The following is a 15,886-nucleotide window of genomic DNA, read 5'->3' on the forward strand; positions in this document are numbered from 1 at the left end:
TGTGCACGGCCGTCAGGTGACGGCGACCAGCTCGTTGACGACCGCGGCGGGGATCTCCTGCGTCTGGAGCACGCGCCCGCCCGCTTCGAACAGCGCCTGGGCGAACCGCCGTGCCCAGACGTGCTCGACGACGAGGATCGCCGCCGAGGTGCCGGGATCGATGGCCGCGCCGAGCTGGCGGATGTCCTCCTCGCCCGTCAGGCCGAGTTCGAGGATCTCGAGACTCGCGAGGCCGTGATCGTCGATGACCTCCTCGAGCTCCCGCACGGTCATCGTCCCGCCCCACTGCCGGGACACGAACAGCAGGTCGAGCACGCGCACCGTGCCGGCCTCGACGAGGTCGATGATCGAGGCGGCGACCTCCCTGCCCGGGCGGTCGCCGTCGAATCCGATCAGGTAGATCTCGACGGGTCCGTACGGGAAATCTGTCATCGTGCCGCTCCCTTCCCGATCGAGGGTAGGTCGCGGGGCCGACGAGGGACATCACCCGCGGAGAATGAGGCGGGAGATCAGTAGTCGCGGTCGACGAGCGACAGGGCCGGGGTGCTGCGCGTGCTCAGCAGACCCAGCTGCGTGGCTCGTGCGATGGCCTCGCTCCGTGTGGAGACGCCCAGCTTCCCGTAGATGTGGGCGGTGTGCGTCTTGATCGTGTTGACCGAGACGTAGAACCTCTCGGCGAGCTCGACGTTGGTGAAGCGCGTGGGGAGAAGGGCGAGCAGCTCCCGCTCGCGCTCCGTGAGGTGCACGGGCGGCCCGTCGGCGCGCTGGCCCTCGGTCCCGTACGGCGCGACCGCCCGCACCGCTTCGGCGATCGGTGCCGGGTGCCCCTCGGTCATCTCGACCACTCTCCGCAGCGTCGAAGGACCGGCGTGGACGAACACCGTCACCAGCACCTCCGCCTCGGCGAGCTGCAGGGCCTCCTGCAGAAGCGCGCGGGCACGACCGCCCATCGCGCCCTCCGCGGCGCACCACGACGCGAGGAGCAGACCGCGGATGCGGCCGAGCGGGCCGCGCGCATCGGGGACCGTCGTGAACTCCCGGAGCAGCGCCTGCGCCTTCGGGAGCTGTCCGAGCGTCAGCTCGGCCGCGACCTTCTCGAACATCACGGCGGTCGTGAGCTCCGGGGTGGCGCTCAGCAGACGACGTGCGCCCTCCGGAGAACCGTTCAGCCGCATCGCCCTGGCGCGGCGGGCCAGCAGTGCCTCGGCGACGAGCGGGGGCGGTGAGCCGAGCGGCGTCGTGCGGATCTGGTCGCTGCCGCGCAGGTCATCGAGAGTGGAGAACGCGGCGAACGCCACCCAGCTCAGCGACGCGCGGCAGTCCGTGCTCGCCAGTCGGGCTCCCGCGCGCAGCGCGGTCTCGGCGCGGTCGAGGCGCCCCTTGGCGAGGGCGACCAGCGCCGTCGCCAGATGCGCCTCCGCCGTGGCGGGGTGATCCTCCTGGCCGCGCTCCCGGGCCAGGGCCTGCGCCTCCGCCGCGAAGTCGCTCGCCTCCCTGGTGCGCCCGCACCACGCGTGCACGAGCGCGAGGGAGCCCAGGGCACCGATCCTCAGCACCGAGTAGCCGGCGCCCTCCGACCGGAGCGCCTCCTCGAGGGACTGCTGCGCCGGGAGGAAGTCCCCGACGAAGAGGTACGCGCGTCCTCTGGACATCAGTGCGATCGTGCGGAGGATCGCCGGCGAGAGGAAGGAGGCCGGCAGCTCCGGGGCGACGAGGGAGTCGATCCCCTCCAGGGCCCGCTCGGCGAACTCGATCGAGACGTCGGGCCGGGACCTCCAGTGCACGAGGCTCGCCAGGAATGTCTGGGCGTAGGCCGTCTCCCCCGCCGTGATGCCCGGCGTCGCCAGGATCGCGCGGAGGCGGTCCTCGGCGAGCGCGGTGGCACCGGTCGTCGCGGTCAGGACCGCCCGCAGCAGCTGCACGTCGATGTGGCCGGACAGGGCGGAGTCGGGGATCTCGTTGAGCTGGCGCGCCACCGCGACGGTGTCGATCTGCTCGAACAGATCGACGTTGCAGGCGAGGATCGCATCGATCGCGCGGTCCCAGGCGTGTGCCCGGAGGAGGTACTCGATCGCGGTGCCGGGCTCTCCGCGATCGAGGTGCCAGGTGGCCGCACGCAGCAGCACTCGTGTCTCCGCGGCCGCGTCCGCCGCGCGCAGCTGATGCTGCAGGAGCTCGCGCAGGAGCGGATGCAGCCGGAACCATTCCCGGGAGTCGTCGAGTGCGGTCGCGAACAACGCCCCCTGCTCCAGCCGGCGGACGAGATCCCACGTGGACTGCGGGTGGCCGAGCGCAGCGACCAGGTCGACGTCGAAGCGGTCCAGCACCGACAGCTCCTGGAGTGCGCGGCGGGCCACGGGCGACAGGGGGTCCAGCACCTCCCTCGTCAGGTAGCCCGCGACCAGGCGATCCGCCCCGTGGAACTCGGCGACGAATCGGGCCGTGTCGGAGCGCTGGCGCAGTTCCGACGCCGCGAGCTGCAGGCCGGTCACCCACCCCTCGGTGCGCTCCAGCAGCACCCCCACCTCCTCGGCGTCCAGACGACGGCCCGCGAGCGTGGCGAGGAGCGTGGCGGCCTCGTCGAGGTCGAGCGCGAAGCTGGACTGCCCGATCTCCCCCACCTCACCGCGAAGCCTGTTCTCGTTCCACACCTCCGGGGTGTCGATCCGGCTGGAGACGACCAGGTGCACCGTCGGCGGGAGGAGAGCGGCCACCGTGCTCAGCTCCGCGACGATCGACCTGTTGTGCACGGCGTGCAGGTTCTCCAGCACGATCCCGGTGTCCCCGACGGCGCCGAGACGCGCCGCGAGGCCCCGCAGCAGGAGGGGGTCTTCGCCCGAGGCGCCCCCGCGGCGATCGGGCTCCGGAACGGATCCCATCTCCGGGGCGATCCGCCGCACGGTGTCGATGAGGTGCTTCACGAAGAGGTGCGGATCGTTGTCGTCGTCGCTGAGGTCCACCCAGGCGAACCGGCGCTCGGGGTGCGCACGGACCCACTGGCTGAGGAGCACGGACTTGCCCGCGCCGGCGGACGCGGTGACCAGGGTGAGCGGCCGCAGGAGTGCACCGTCGAGCTCACCGCGCGCCGCCGGCCTGTCGACGGCGTAGGAGGGGATGAACTGACCGCTTACGACCTTCAGCACATTCAGCGACGCTTCCTCTGAGGTCCCGTGAGAGGGGGACAGCGAAGTTCCCGTGGCGATGGAGCCTACTGAGGGTGACACCACCCCGGGAGATGCGGATCACCCGATCAGGGTGACTTTCCCGGAGTGGTCCGGTCCGCCATCATCATCCGCGACGGATGACGTCGTCCGCGCGTCCCGTGAGTACCCTCAACGCACGCGAGGTGCTGCGCGACCCGTCATCCGGCTCGGGAGGAGGTGAGGCATCGCCATGAGCCACCGTCGACGCCGGGGACACCCGTGGAACACGAGCCCCGAGAACGAACCGGACGATCCTTACGACGACTACCGGCGGTGGCTGGCCGCGCGCCCGGCGCCTCCTCCGGCGGCCGCCGCGCCCCGTACGCGGCGCCTGCCACGCCACCGCGCCTCCGCACTCGACGAACGCTGGACCACGATCGACGGGGTGGACGTGTTCTATCGCGAGTCCCCCGCGCCTCCGGTCGCCCGCCCGATGATGCACATCCACGGCTTCGGTCTGTCCGGCCGGTACCTGCTCCCGACCGCCGAGATGCTCCGCGACGACTTCCACACCTTCGTGCCCGACCTGCCGGGTTCCGGTCGGAGCGGCCGGCCCCGCACCCCTCTGGACGTCCCGGGACTCGCCGACGCCGTCGCCCGCTTCCTCGACGACCGTCAGGTCGAGCGCGCGACGCTCGTCGGCAACTCGATGGGCTGTCCCGTCATCTGCGAGTTCGCGCGTCATCATCCCGACCGCATCGACCGGGCGGTCCTGGTGTCGCCCGCGGGCGGAGTGCACAACCAACCCGTGCAGCGCGCCATGCTGCAGCTCGCCAGGGACGGCGTGCGCGAGCCGCCGGGCCTGATGCGGATCGCCGGCCCCGACTACCTCCGCTTCGGGGTATCGAGCACCGCGCGCCTGTTCCGGGCCCTCACCCACTACCCGTCGCTGGAGAGGCTGCTGGCCCTGGATATCCCCACCCTGGTCGTCATCGGCGACCGCGACCCGCTGATGCCGGGACCGGAGCGGCTGCAGGCGGTCGCATCGCGCACGGACAACCACGTGCTCGCGGTGGTCATCGAAGGAGCCGCGCACGCCATCAACTACAGCAACCCCCGCGAGCTCGCGAACGTCATCCGCCTGTTCATGGCGGATCGGCCCATCGTCGACGATCCCGAGGCGCCGGGGGTCACGCGCACCTACGAGATCCACCGCGGCTCGCTGCCGTCGGGCACCTGACACGTCCGTCTCCCCACTATCACCCCTTCGGAGTGATCCGGCGCCGTACGCCCCGGACGTACGGTGGCGCCGTGCGTCCGCAGGGGGCGCCGAAGAGGGAGTCGCCATGCGCACGATGGATCCCACCGCGACGGACACGCAACCGATCGACATCTCCGCGCTCCTGCGCCAGGAGATGGACGGGGCCGCACCGCCACCCGCGGAGGCTCGACACGAGCAGGGACGGCAGCGGTGAGCACCGCGGCTCCCGGTGCGCCGGCGTCCATCGCCGAGCACGGGCTCATCGGCGACCTGCAGACGGCCGCCCTCGTCGCGACCGACGGCACCATCGACTGGTTCTGCAGCCCGCGGTTCGACTCGCCCAGCATCTTCGGTGCTCTGCTGGACGAGGACGGCGGGAGATTCCGCATCCGCCCGGAGACAGACTCCTTCACGAGGAAGCAGCTCTACCTCCCCGACACCGCGATCCTCATCACCCGCTTCCTCACCGACGACGGCGTCGCCGAACTCGTCGACTTCATGCCGACGGCAGGGGACTCCGCCCGCGAAGGACACAGCCTGATCCGTCTCCTCCGCTGCGTCCGCGGAACCGTGACGTTCGCCGTCGAGATGGCCCCGCGGTTCGACTACGGCCGGCGGGCGCACACGCTCGAGGTGAGCGATGTCGGAGCCCTCTTCGTCGCCGAGGACGCGCGTCTCGCGGTCAGCGTGGTGCGCCACCCCACCGCCCCCCGGTCGACGGGTGCGCTCACGGACGACGACGGAGACCTGAGCCTCACGGTGACGCTCCACACGGGTGACGTCCGCGGGGTGGTCCTGGAGACGAGTCCGGACGCCGTCCCGAGGGAGATCAGCCCCGAGGAGATCCAGCAGCTCCACGACGACACCGCGCGCTTCTGGCAGGACTGGGTGGGACAGTCGCCGTACTCGGGCCGCTGGCGCGAACTCCTGCATCGCTCCGCGATCACCCTGAAGCTGATGACCTACGCGCCGAGCGGCGGCCTCGTCGCCGCTCCCACCGCGGCACTGCCGGAGCAGATCGGCGGCGAACGCAACTGGGACTACCGGTACACCTGGGTGCGGGACTCCTCCTTCTCGGTCCACGCGCTGCTGCGGATGGGGTTCCACGACGAGGCGGTGACGCTCGGCGGCTGGCTGAAGGACCGGGTCGCGGAACGCGCGCCGGATGCCGCCGGCCCCCTCGCCATCATGTACCGGGTGGACGGGTCCCCCGACCTCCGCGAGGAGACCCTCGACCACTGGAGCGGCTATCGCGGCTCCTCCCCCGTGCACATCGGCAACGGCGCGGCCGACCAGCTGCAGCTCGACATCTACGGGGAGGCCCTGGACGCCATCTGGTACCTCGATCAGCACGGCGCGCCCATCGGTCATCCGGGCTGGGTCACCATCTGCGAACTCCTCGACTGGCTCGTCGACAACTGGGATCAGCCGGAGGAGGGCATCTGGGAGACCCGCGGCGGCCGCAAGGACTTCACCTACGGACGGCTGATGTGCTGGGTGGCCTTCGACCGCGGCATCCGTCTCGCGACGATCCACGGTCGGCCGGCGCCGGTCGACCGGTGGATCCGCGAGCGGGACGCCGTGTACGAGCAGATCATGGCGCACGGCTGGAACCCCGAGCGGCAGGCGTTCGTGCAGCACTACGGCGACACGGTGCTCGACTCCTCGCTGCTGAAGATGGCGCAGGTGGGCTTCATCGCGCCGAGGGATCCGATGTGGCTGTCCACGCTGGACGCCATGGGCGACGAGCTGCTCTCGGACAGCCTCGTCTACCGATACGACCCGGCGGCGTCCCCCGACGGCCTCGCCGGTTCGGAGGGCACCTTCTCCCTCTGCACCTTCCTCTACGTGGAGGCGCTCGCCGGCGCGGGGCGGGTCGCCGAGGCACGGCTCGTCTTCGAGAAGATGCTCACGTACGCCAATCACGTCGGGCTGTTCTCGGAGGAGATCTCGCCGACCGGGGAGCAGATCGGGAACTTCCCGCAGGCCTTCACGCATCTCGCGCTCATCGACGCGGCGCTGTCGCTGAACGACCAGCTCGATCGAGCGCGCTGAGCCCATGGGCGCGCGATCGGCCTGGCGGCATCTGCGCGGCTACCCGCTGGTCCTGGCCTCGATCGTCGTCTCCTACGGCTTCACGGCGGCGCAGGCGTCGGCGAGCCCGAGCCTGGTCGCGCTCGCCGCGCAGCTGCTCACCGTCGCGGCGGCGCTGCACGCCGCAGGGGTGCGGCGGAGGACGGAAGCGGTGGGCGACGCCGCGCTCGGGATCGTCCTGCTCGTCACCATCGCCGCCTTCGCGATGGGACAGCCCGGCACCGTGCTCGCCGTCGGGCTGAGCGTCGCCGCGGCCGCCGCCTACCTCTTCGCCTTGGTGGTGATCATCGCCTCCGAGCTGCGCGGGCGGCGCATCGACGCCCGGACCCTCTGGGCGGCGGTCTGCGCCTATCTCCTGATCGGCATGTTCTTCACCTACGTCTTCAGCGCGATCGCGCTCACCGGCGGTCCGCTTTTCGGAGGACGCGAGCCCGACGCCATCACCGACGTGCTCTTCTTCTCGTTCACGACGATGACGACGACGGGCTACGGCAACGTCGTCCCCGTCGAGCCCGGCGCCCAGAGCGTGGCGATCTGCGAGGCCGTCGTCGGGCAGCTCTTCCTCGTCACCGTCGTCGCGCGCGTCGTGACGGGCTGGGAGCGGCACCCGCGGGTGCGGGAGGACGCCGTCGACGACGATCCCGGCCGCGCGGCGGCGAGCTGAGTCGTCACACTCCCGGGGTGATGTGCCCCGACCGGTTCCCCGCTACGGTTCGACGCGTCGGCGTGCGCGCCGCACGGCCACGGCCGACGACGCGAGGAGGGAGGTGACGGCGATGAGCGACCCGGCTCCTCGACCCGACCCCGCCAGCGCCGCCCTGCTGAACGCCAGCCGCACCCTGCGCCCCGGTTTCGGCACCGAGTCCGCCGTGTACGGCACCATCCTGGTGAGCGGTCTGGTCGCGCTGTCCTCCTCCCATGGCGAGACGTCGGCGTCGGTGCTCTTCACGGTCATCGCGACGGTGCTGGTCTTCTGGGGTGCCCACGTGTACGCCGGCACGGTGGCCCGCCACGGCGAGGTCGACGGCCACGTGATCGGCATCGGAGCGGCCCTCCGCCACTCCCTCGCCGACTCCCTGGGGATGCTCGGCGCCGCGGCCATACCGTGCCTCATCCTCACAGCCGGGACGACGCGGCTCATCCCCGACGACCTCGCCAACGACGCCGCCCTCTGGTCCGGCGTCGTGATCCTGGCGCTGCTCGGCTACATCGCCTTCCTCGGACGCGGCAGCGTCTGGTGGGTACGGCTGCTCGGCGCCGCGGGCACCGCGGCGTTCGGCATGGTCTTCATCGTGCTGAAGGTCTTCGTGCACTGAGGCCACGGTGCAGGAGAACGACAAAACCCCCGCCGGAGCGGGGGTTTTCGAAGTGCTGGGGTACCTGGACTCGAACCAAGAACAACTGAACCAGAATCAGCCGTGTTGCCAATTACACCATACCCCAAGGGCGAAACCGGAGCCTCGCACCGAGAGTCAAGCTTACCCGAGCGGCGACCGATCACCAAAACCACCGGTGCCGTGTCGCCGCTCGGGCGCGTCGCGGATCAGTTCGCGAGGAACGCCGAGAGCGCGCGCAGGCGGCGCAGCGACTCGTCCTTGCCCAGCAGCTCCATCGACTCGAACAGCGGCGGGGAGACGCGGCGTCCGGTGATGGCCACACGCGGCGGCCCGTAGGCCACGCGCGGCTTGAGCTCGAGGTTCTCCACGAGCGCCGTCGACAGCGCCTCCTGGATCTTCTCCGGGGTGAAGTCGGTGACCGGCTCCAGCGCGGTGACGCAGGCGTCGAGCACCTCGGCGGCGTTGGCCGGCAGCCCCTTGAGCGCATCCGCGTCGTACGACACCTCATCGCGGAACAGGAAGCCGAGCATGCCCGGCACCTCGCCCAGCAGCTGCACGCGCTCCTGCACCAGCGGCGCCGCGCGGAAGGCGAGGACGAGCTGCTCGTGGGTCGGCTCGTCGAACAGGCCGGCCGCAGCGAGGTACGGCACCGTGCGCTCGGCGAAGTCCTTCACGTCGAGCATGCGGATGTGGTCGCCGTTGATCGACTCGGCCTTCTTCTGGTCGAAGCGGGCCGGGTTGGGGTTCACGTTCTCGATGTCGAACGCGGCGATGAACTCGTCGAGCGAGAAGACGTCGCGGTCCGGGCCGATCGACCAGCCCAGCAGCGCGAGGTAGTTCAGGAGGCCCTCGTGGATGAAGCCGCGCTCCCGGTGCAGGAACAGATCGGCCTGCGGGTCGCGCTTGGAGAGCTTCTTGTTGCCGGTCTCCCCCAGCACGAGCGGCATGTGGGCGAACCGCGGCACGAACGTCGTCACACCCGCGTCGATGAGAGCGGCGTAGAGCGAGAGCTGGCGCGCGGTGGACGGCATGAGGTCTTCGCCGCGGAGGACGTGGGTGATGCCCATCAGCGCGTCGTCGACGGGGTTCACGAAGGTGTACAGCGGCACACCGTTGGGGCGCACGACGACGAAGTCCGGGAAGGAGCCGGCGGGGAAGGTGACCTCGCCGCGGATGAGGTCGACGTACGTGAGGTCCTCGTCCGGCACCCGCAGGCGGAGGGCGGGCTGCCGGCCCTCGGCGCGGAAGGCGGCCTTCTGCTCATCGGTGAGGTCACGGTCGAAGTTGTCGTAGCCGAGCTGCTTCGCGCGGCCGTTGGCCTCGTTGCGGGCGTCGATCTCCTCGGCCGTCGAGTAGCTCTCGTAGAGCGCGCCCGTCGCGAGGAGCTTGTCGATGACCTCGCGGTAGATGTCGTGCCGCTCGGACTGGCGGTACGGGGCGTGCGGGCCGCCGACCTCGACGCCCTCGTCCCAGTCGATCTTCAGCCACGTGAGCGCGTCGACGAGCTGGCGGAAGCTCTCCTCGCTGTCGCGGGCGGCGTCGGTGTCCTCGATGCGGAACACCATCTTCCCGCCGTTGTGACGGGCATACGCCCAGTTGTACAGAGCCGTGCGGACCATGCCGACGTGCGGCAGCCCCGTCGGAGAGGGGCAGAAGCGGACGCGGACGTCGGCGCCGGCGGCGGTCGTGGTGAGGGGGTGCGGAGTAGCCATAGCCCTTCGATTCTACGGGTGCGGGTCGGTCAACCCCGGCGCGAGACCGCCACGGCCGCGCGGTGCTCCAGGGGCAGCACCGTACCCACCCGATGCGCGGCGACGGTCTCCTCGAACCCCGCGCGGAATCGGGATCGCTCAGCGGAGGAGAGCCCGGCGTACTGCGCCCCGGCGCCGGCCACGCCGCCCGCGACCGAGACCCACAGGGCGTCCGGGTCGGCGTGCCAGGTCCAGGTGTGCTCGCTGACCGACACTTCCGGGAGCCCGGCCTCGATGAGCAGGGCCGCGAAGCCGTCCGCGGTGCGTGCGAAGTCCTCCTCGGCCGGAAGCCTCTCCCCCGCATACGGCGGCAGCCCCGCGCGTTCGACGACCTCGGTCCAGAACCACGACGGGGAACGGGTCCAGGTCGTCGCGGCGACCGCTTCCCGTGCGACCCGCCCCAGCTCACGGGCGGCGGTCCGCGGGGAGGAGACGTGGTTCAGCACGAAGTTCGCCACGACGGCGTCGACGGAGCGATCGGCGAACGGCAGTGCCGGCAGGCCGCCGTCGACGATGCGCAGCGCCGGGTGCATCCGGTGGGCGACGGCGCGCATGGTCGGCTCGGGCTCGCAGGCCGTCACCTCCCACCCTCGGTGTGCGAAGCCGGACGCGAGACCGCCCTCCCCCGCCCCGACGTCGAGGAGGCTGCGCCCCTCCGCCGGCCCGAGGGCGGCGGCGAGGACATCGGCCGTGCCCGCGCACAGGGCGGCGTACGACGCGGCATAGGCCTCCCCGACGCCGTCCCAGGCCTTCACCGCGCGCTGCTCCGGGCGAACGGCGACAGCGCGACGATCGCGAGGACGAGCACCGAGGCCGCGATGCCGAGCCCGGCGTACTGGAAGTTCGACAGCACGACGCCGGCGAGGACCGACCCGGCGGCGGCCGACAGGCTCATCAGCGAGTCGCTGCGTCCCTGCCGCCGCGTGCGGACGTCGGGTGCCGAGGCCTCGGTGAGCAGGGCGGCGCCGGCGACCGTGGCGGCGCTCCACCCGAGGCCGAGGAGGATGAGCGCCACCATGACGCCCCACGCCTCGGTGCCCGCGAAGACGGCGAAGGCCAGGGCGCCGCCGAGCAGAGCCTGCCCGAGCAGCACCACGCGCAGCCGCCCCCAGCGGTCGGCCAGCACGCCGAACACCGGCGAGAGCGCGTACATGCCCCCGACGTGCAGTGCGATGGTGATGCCGACGAGGGCCGAGACGTCGGCCGGGGTCGCCGCCGCACCGTGGGCGCCGTGCGCCATGTGGGACAGATGCACGGGGGTCATCGCCATGACCGATGCCATCACCACGTGCGACCCCGCGATCGCGAAGATCGCATAGCGCGCCACGCGCGGGCGATCCGCCACGACGGCGCTCGTCGTGGCGGCCGCCGCCTGCGCGAGTCGCTGCGCGGCGAGCAGCGGATCCGGGCGGAGGGCGACGAGGTAGAGCACGAGCGCCGCACACTGCGCCACGAAGGAGAAGACGTAGGAACCCGTCTGCGGGGGCATGCCGATCGCCTGCCCGACGACCTCCCCCGGGCCGAGCAGCAGCGGCCCCGCCACGCCGCCGATCGTCGTGGACCACACGACGATCGAGAGGTCGCGCCCACGATGCTGCGGCGCCGCGAGATCCGTCGCTGCGAACCGGGACTGCAGGTTGCCCGCGTTCCCCGCACCGATCAGCAGGATGCCGACGAGCAGGAGCGGGAAGACGCGCACGGATGCCGCGAGGATCACCACGGCGATGCCGATGAGGGCGAAGAGGTTGCCGAGGGTGAGGGCACGACGCCGTCCGAGCCGCGCGGCCATCCGGGCGAGCGGGATCGCGCAGACCGCGGCCCCGAGGGTCACCGACGCCGTCGCGAGTCCGGAGAGCGCGTCGCTGCCGGAGATGTCCGCGGCGAGCAGCGCACCGAGCGACACGGTGGCTCCGAACGCGATGCCGCCGAGCACCTGCCCCAGCGACAGCACGAGCACGGTGCGGCGCTGGACCGCCTGCTGCTGCGTCGCCGTGAGGGCGACCTCGGTCATGATGCGGGAGCGGCGTCGCGCGCGGTGTTGCGGAGGATGCCGAGTCCGGAGATCTCGACCTCGACCGTGTCGCCCGCCTCGAACGTGCCCACGCCGGCGGGAGTCCCCGTCATGATGACGTCGCCCGGAAGGAGCGTGAACACCGCGGAGGCGTACTCGATGATCGCGGCGACCGAGTGGATCATGTCGGTGAGCGGCGCATGCTGGCGGACCTCGCCGTTCACCCGCGTCTCGATCGTGGCCTGCGCGGGGTCGAAGTCCGTCTCGATCACGGGGCCGAGCGGGCAGAACGTGTCGAAGCCCTTCGCCCGCGACCATTGCCCGTCCTTGCGCTGCAGGTCGCGCGCCGTGACGTCGTTGCCGATGGTGTAGCCGAGCACGTGGTCGAGGGCGTTCTCCGCCTTCACGTTCTTGGCGATCCGCCCGATCACGACCACGAGCTCGCCCTCGTACTCCGTCCGCTCGGAGAGCGCGACGGGACGCACGATCGCGTCGTCCGGGCCGATCACGGCGGTGTTCGGCTTGAGGAACAGCAGCGGCTCCTCGGGGGCCACTCCCCCCATCTCGGCGGCGTGGTCGTGGTAGTTCTTCCCGACGCAGACGACCTTGGAGCGCGGGATCACGGGCGCGAGCAGTGTGACCTCGGTCAGCGGGACGCGGGCACCGGTGGTCTCGTACCCGGAGAACATCGGGTCCCCGGCCAGGACCACGAGCTCGCGGTCGTCGATGATCCCGTACATGATGGCGTCGTCGTGGCTGAACCGGGCGATCTTCATCCCTCCACCCTAGATCCCCTGCTCCCCTGTCGAGACCCCACTTTCTCGTCGACACCCCGGCTCTCGTGCGCAGGCGAGGCGGGGTCTCGACACGACCCCGGGGGCTCGACAGACCTCAGCCGGGAGGACGGACGCCGAACGCGGCGAGCCGTCGTCCGAGGTCCTCGGGGGTGCGGATGTGCCGGGAGCCCCAGCGCACCACCCGCCATCCCGTGACCCCGCGGATCTCGTCCTCGCGGTGCTTCTCCGCCATCACCGCATCGGCCACCGTGGACGTCGTCCGCAGCTCCGCATCCCGGTACTTGTCCTCACCGTCGAACTCCCCGAAGACCCGCGACCGCGGGAACCCGAAGTCGGCGAAGTACCGAGCACCGTCGGAGCCCACGACGGGAACCTGCAGATCGATGTCCCGGAAGCCGAGTCGGTGGAGCTGGAGGCGACTCACGCTCTCGCCCGGGAGCTGCGCCCGTCCATCCGCGAAGGCTCCGATCCATCGCGCGCGCCGCACGCCCCGGAGCCCGGGCGCGCACAGCCGGTCGACCTCGGCGCGCCACGCGGCGACGGCCTCCTGGTCCACCTCGTGCCCGTCGACCGAGACCAGCCGCAGTGCCGCATCCCCCGCGGCGATGACGGCCTCCGGTCGCAGCAGCCGGGCGAGGTCGAACACGGTGCGGGCCAGCGACGTGCACCGGAGCCCGTGCCGCCGGACGACATCGCCCTCGTCGAGCATCATCTGGTGCCGGACGACTCCGGCCTCGGTCCTGGTGTGCCGACGGCTGCGGATCGCGGTGTGCACGTCGTCCCGGATCGGCCCCACGAGCGGCAGCCCCCAGAGCGCGGCGGCGGAGAGGTGCGAGAAAACCGGGCCTCCACCGGGGCTGGCTCTGCGGACGGCGCACACCCGCACGAGCTGCCGCCCCTCCGGCCAGAGCTCGTCCCAGACCTCCGCGTCGACGTACACCCCGCGGTGCACGCGCCGCAACCTGCCGTGCGCGATCGCCGCCCCCAGCTCCCGCTCGGTGCACCCCGCGTCCAGAACCTCCCCCCGCGGCCGCACGAGATCCCAGGCTTCAGAGAACGAGAGGCGCCGCGACATCCCCTCACTCTCCCCCGCAGACTCCCTTCTCCCCTCGTTCTCCACACCCCCCACCCCTCGTCCCCCACCCGCCCCGCCTTGTGCAGGAACCGTCCCAGCGCGCGAGCCCCCGGGTACACGCCGAGACCCCGCCTTCCCTGCGTCGACACGGCGGGGTGTCGGCGGGAAGACGGGGTCTCGGGAATCGAATCAGGCGTCGAGGCGGAGCAGCCAGCCGTGCTTGTCCTCGCGGCGCCCGTACTGGATGTCGGTGAGCTCCTCGCGGAGGGACAGCGCGAGCTCGCCCAGCGGCTGCGGCTCGTCGAAGCCCTCGCCCACGAGCGCGCCGATCGGGGTCACGACCGCGGCGGTGCCACAGGCGAACACCTCGACGATGTCGCCGGACGCCACGCCCTCACGCCACTCGTCGATCGAGATCGGACGCTTCTCGACCGTGTAGCCGCGGTCCTCGGCGAGCTGCAGCAGCGAGTCCCGCGTGACGCCCTCGAGGATGCTGTCGGACTCGGGGGTCACGACACGACCGTCCTTGAAGACGAACACGACGTTCATGCCGCCGAGCTCCTCCACGTCGCGGTTCTCGTTGAGGAACACGACCTGGTCGCAGCCCTTCGCGCTGGCCTCGGCCTGCGGCAGGAGACTGGAGGCGTAGTTGCCCCCCGTCTTCGCCTTGCCGGTGCCACCGCGGCCGGCACGCGCGTAATCCTCGGAGAGCCAGATGCGCACGGGCTTCACGCCTCCACTGAAGTAGGCGCCGGCGGGGCTGGCGATCACGTAGTAGGCGACCTTCTGCGCCGCGCGCACGCCGAGGAAGGCCTCCTTGGCGAACATGAACGGTCGCAGGTACAAGCTCTGGTCGGCACCGGAGGGCACCCACCGGCCGTCGACGGCGATGAGCTCGCGCAGCGACTGGATGAAGTACTCGGTCGGCAGCTCCGGCAGCGCGAGGCGGCGGGCGCTGGCCTGCAGACGCGCGGCGTTGCGGTCGGGACGGAAGGTGTGGATCGAGCCGTCGGCGTGCCGGTAGGCCTTGATGCCTTCGAAGATCTCCTGCGCGTAGTGCAGCACGGAGGCGGCGGGGTCGAGCGGGATGGGGCCGTAGGGCTGCACGCGCGGACGGTGCCAGCCGCCCTTGGCCGACCAGCAGATGTCGACCATGTGGTCTGTGAAGACGACCCCGAACCCGGGGTTCTCCAGCACTTCGGCGACGCGTGCCGGCGAGGCCGCGTTCAGGTTCTTCGTCACGGCGAACTCCAGGGGAGCCACGCTCGTCTCGGCGTCGATCGTCGTCATGTCGTCATCCAATCCTCGTGGGGTGGGCGCATCCTCGCGCCCTGTCAGCCTACGCCCGCCGTTCAGAGACGGGCAGTGATCGCGGAGCCGATCTCCGCGGTGGTGCGGGCATCGCTGCGGGCGGCGATGTCCGCCTCGACCGCGGCGCTCACACGCGCCGACTCGGCCGTCAGGCCGAGGTGGTCGAGCAGCAGCGCGATGGAGAGGATCGCGGCGGTCGGGTCGGCCTTCTGCTGACCCGCGATGTCCGGAGCCGAGCCGTGCACGGGCTCGAACATCGACGGGAAGGCGCCATCGGGGTTGATGTTCCCCGAGGCGGCGAGGCCGATGCCGCCCGTGACGGCGCCGGCGAGGTCGGTGAGGATGTCACCGAAGAGATTGTCCGTCACGATCACGTCGAAGCGCGAGGGATCGGTGACCAGGAAGATGGTGGCGGCGTCGACGTGCAGGTAGTCGACGGCGACGTCGGGGTGCTCGGCGGCGACCTCGTTCACGACGCGCTGCCAGATGGCACCCGCGTGCACGAGCACGTTGGTCTTGTGCACGAGCGTGAGCTTCTGACGGCGGCGCTCGGCGAGCGCGAAGGCGTAGCGGACGACCCGCTCGACACCGAAGGCCGTGTTCACGGAGGTCTCGTTCGCGACCTCGTGCGGCGTCCCCTTCCGGATCGCGCCGCCGTTGCCGACGTAGGGCCCCTCCGTCCCTTCACGGACCACGACGAAGTCGACCTCGCCCGGGTTCGACAGCGGGCCGGGAGCTCCGGCGAAGAGCTTCGAGGGGCGCAGGTTCACATAGTGGTCGAGGGTGAACCGGAGCTTCAGCAGCAGTCCGCGTTCGATGTTCGCGTCCTTCAGCCGCGGGTCGCCCGGCGTCCCGCCGACGGCGCCGAGGAGGATCGCGTCGTGTGCGGAGATCGCGGCGAGGTCGTCGTCGGTGAGCGTGTCGCCGGTCGCGAGGTACCGGTCGGCACCGAGCGAGAAGCGGGTCTTGTCGAACGTCACGTCGCTGTCGGCGGTGACGGCGTCGAGCACCTTCTCCGCCTCGGCGATGACCTCGGGACCGATGCCGTCACCCGGGATGACGGCCAGCTTCACGACACGCGACATGAGACTCCTTGCGCACTGCAC

Annotated in this window: 14 protein-coding genes and 1 tRNA gene; 5 read left to right on the top strand and 10 right to left on the bottom strand. The window is 71.3% G+C overall.

Going from position 1 to position 15,886, the window contains the following annotated elements:
- Window positions 1-12: 12 nt before the first annotated feature.
- Both ACIQID_RS03705 and ACIQID_RS03710 read right to left on the bottom strand, forming a co-directional pair.
- Window positions 13-432, bottom strand: coding sequence for a DUF6325 family protein (locus tag ACIQID_RS03705; RefSeq protein ID WP_312672750.1), 420 nt, complete (start codon window positions 430-432; stop codon window positions 13-15).
- A gap of 77 nt (window positions 433-509) precedes the next feature.
- Window positions 510-3,143 (bottom strand): LuxR C-terminal-related transcriptional regulator, encoded by a 2,634-nt coding sequence (locus ACIQID_RS03710; protein WP_400282097.1) that lies wholly within the window; start codon window positions 3,141-3,143, stop codon window positions 510-512.
- A gap of 250 nt (window positions 3,144-3,393) precedes the next feature.
- On the opposite strand from ACIQID_RS03710, the gene ACIQID_RS03715 reads away from it, so the two are divergent.
- From ACIQID_RS03715 to ACIQID_RS03735, 5 genes are all read left to right on the top strand, one after another.
- Window positions 3,394-4,383: an alpha/beta fold hydrolase gene (locus ACIQID_RS03715; RefSeq protein WP_400282100.1), complete on the top strand. Its 990-nt coding sequence runs from the start codon at window positions 3,394-3,396 to the stop codon at window positions 4,381-4,383.
- A 106-nt stretch (window positions 4,384-4,489) separates the two neighbouring features.
- Window positions 4,490-4,618 carry a hypothetical protein gene (locus ACIQID_RS03720; RefSeq protein ID WP_312672753.1) on the top strand — a complete coding sequence of 43 codons (129 nt, stop codon included), beginning with the start codon at window positions 4,490-4,492 and terminating at the stop codon, window positions 4,616-4,618.
- Entirely contained in the window at window positions 4,615-6,459 is a 1,845-nt protein-coding gene (locus tag ACIQID_RS03725; protein WP_400282104.1) for a glycoside hydrolase family 15 protein, read from the top strand. The genes ACIQID_RS03720 and ACIQID_RS03725 overlap by 4 nt, the downstream gene beginning before the upstream one ends.
- 4 nt (window positions 6,460-6,463) lie before the next feature.
- The gene (locus tag ACIQID_RS03730) at window positions 6,464-7,162 is read left to right on the top strand and encodes an ion channel (protein ID WP_400282107.1); all 699 of its coding nucleotides are present in this window, start codon (window positions 6,464-6,466) and stop codon (window positions 7,160-7,162) included.
- Window positions 7,163-7,274: 112 nt separating this feature from the next.
- Window positions 7,275-7,814: a hypothetical protein gene (locus ACIQID_RS03735; RefSeq protein ID WP_144881004.1), complete on the top strand. Its 540-nt coding sequence runs from the start codon at window positions 7,275-7,277 to the stop codon at window positions 7,812-7,814.
- Between the two features lie 55 nt (window positions 7,815-7,869).
- Here the strand turns inward: ACIQID_RS03735 and ACIQID_RS03740 are convergent.
- From ACIQID_RS03740 to ACIQID_RS03775, 8 genes are all read right to left on the bottom strand, one after another.
- Window positions 7,870-7,941, bottom strand: a tRNA-Gln gene (locus ACIQID_RS03740).
- A 100-nt stretch (window positions 7,942-8,041) separates the two neighbouring features.
- The gene (gene gltX / locus ACIQID_RS03745; RefSeq protein ID WP_312672760.1) at window positions 8,042-9,547 is read right to left on the bottom strand and encodes a glutamate--tRNA ligase; all 1,506 of its coding nucleotides are present in this window, start codon (window positions 9,545-9,547) and stop codon (window positions 8,042-8,044) included.
- 29 nt (window positions 9,548-9,576) lie between these two features.
- Window positions 9,577-10,341, bottom strand: coding sequence for a class I SAM-dependent methyltransferase (locus tag ACIQID_RS03750; protein ID WP_312672762.1), 765 nt, complete (start codon window positions 10,339-10,341; stop codon window positions 9,577-9,579).
- Window positions 10,338-11,597: an MFS transporter gene (locus tag ACIQID_RS03755; RefSeq protein WP_400282112.1), complete on the bottom strand. Its 1,260-nt coding sequence runs from the start codon at window positions 11,595-11,597 to the stop codon at window positions 10,338-10,340. Before ACIQID_RS03755 ends, ACIQID_RS03750 begins: the two co-directional genes overlap by 4 nt.
- Window positions 11,594-12,373 carry a fumarylacetoacetate hydrolase family protein gene (locus tag ACIQID_RS03760; RefSeq protein WP_136052200.1) on the bottom strand — a complete coding sequence of 260 codons (780 nt, stop codon included), beginning with the start codon at window positions 12,371-12,373 and terminating at the stop codon, window positions 11,594-11,596. Before ACIQID_RS03760 ends, ACIQID_RS03755 begins: the two co-directional genes overlap by 4 nt.
- Before the next feature lie 115 nt (window positions 12,374-12,488).
- On the bottom strand, window positions 12,489-13,469 hold the full coding sequence (locus ACIQID_RS03765; RefSeq protein ID WP_400282114.1) for a hypothetical protein: 981 nt from the start codon (window positions 13,467-13,469) through the stop codon (window positions 12,489-12,491).
- A gap of 189 nt (window positions 13,470-13,658) precedes the next feature.
- Complete coding sequence (locus ACIQID_RS03770; RefSeq protein WP_400282117.1) at window positions 13,659-14,759, bottom strand: branched-chain amino acid aminotransferase; 1,101 nt, start codon at window positions 14,757-14,759, stop codon at window positions 13,659-13,661.
- Window positions 14,760-14,821: 62 nt separating this feature from the next.
- Window positions 14,822-15,865: a 3-isopropylmalate dehydrogenase gene (locus ACIQID_RS03775; RefSeq protein WP_400282120.1), complete on the bottom strand. Its 1,044-nt coding sequence runs from the start codon at window positions 15,863-15,865 to the stop codon at window positions 14,822-14,824.
- Between the last annotated feature and the right edge of the window lie 21 nt (window positions 15,866-15,886).

The organism is Microbacterium sp. NPDC091676, from assembly GCF_044756645.1.
GTDB classification, from domain to species: domain Bacteria; phylum Actinomycetota; class Actinomycetes; order Actinomycetales; family Microbacteriaceae; genus Microbacterium; species Microbacterium paraoxydans_D.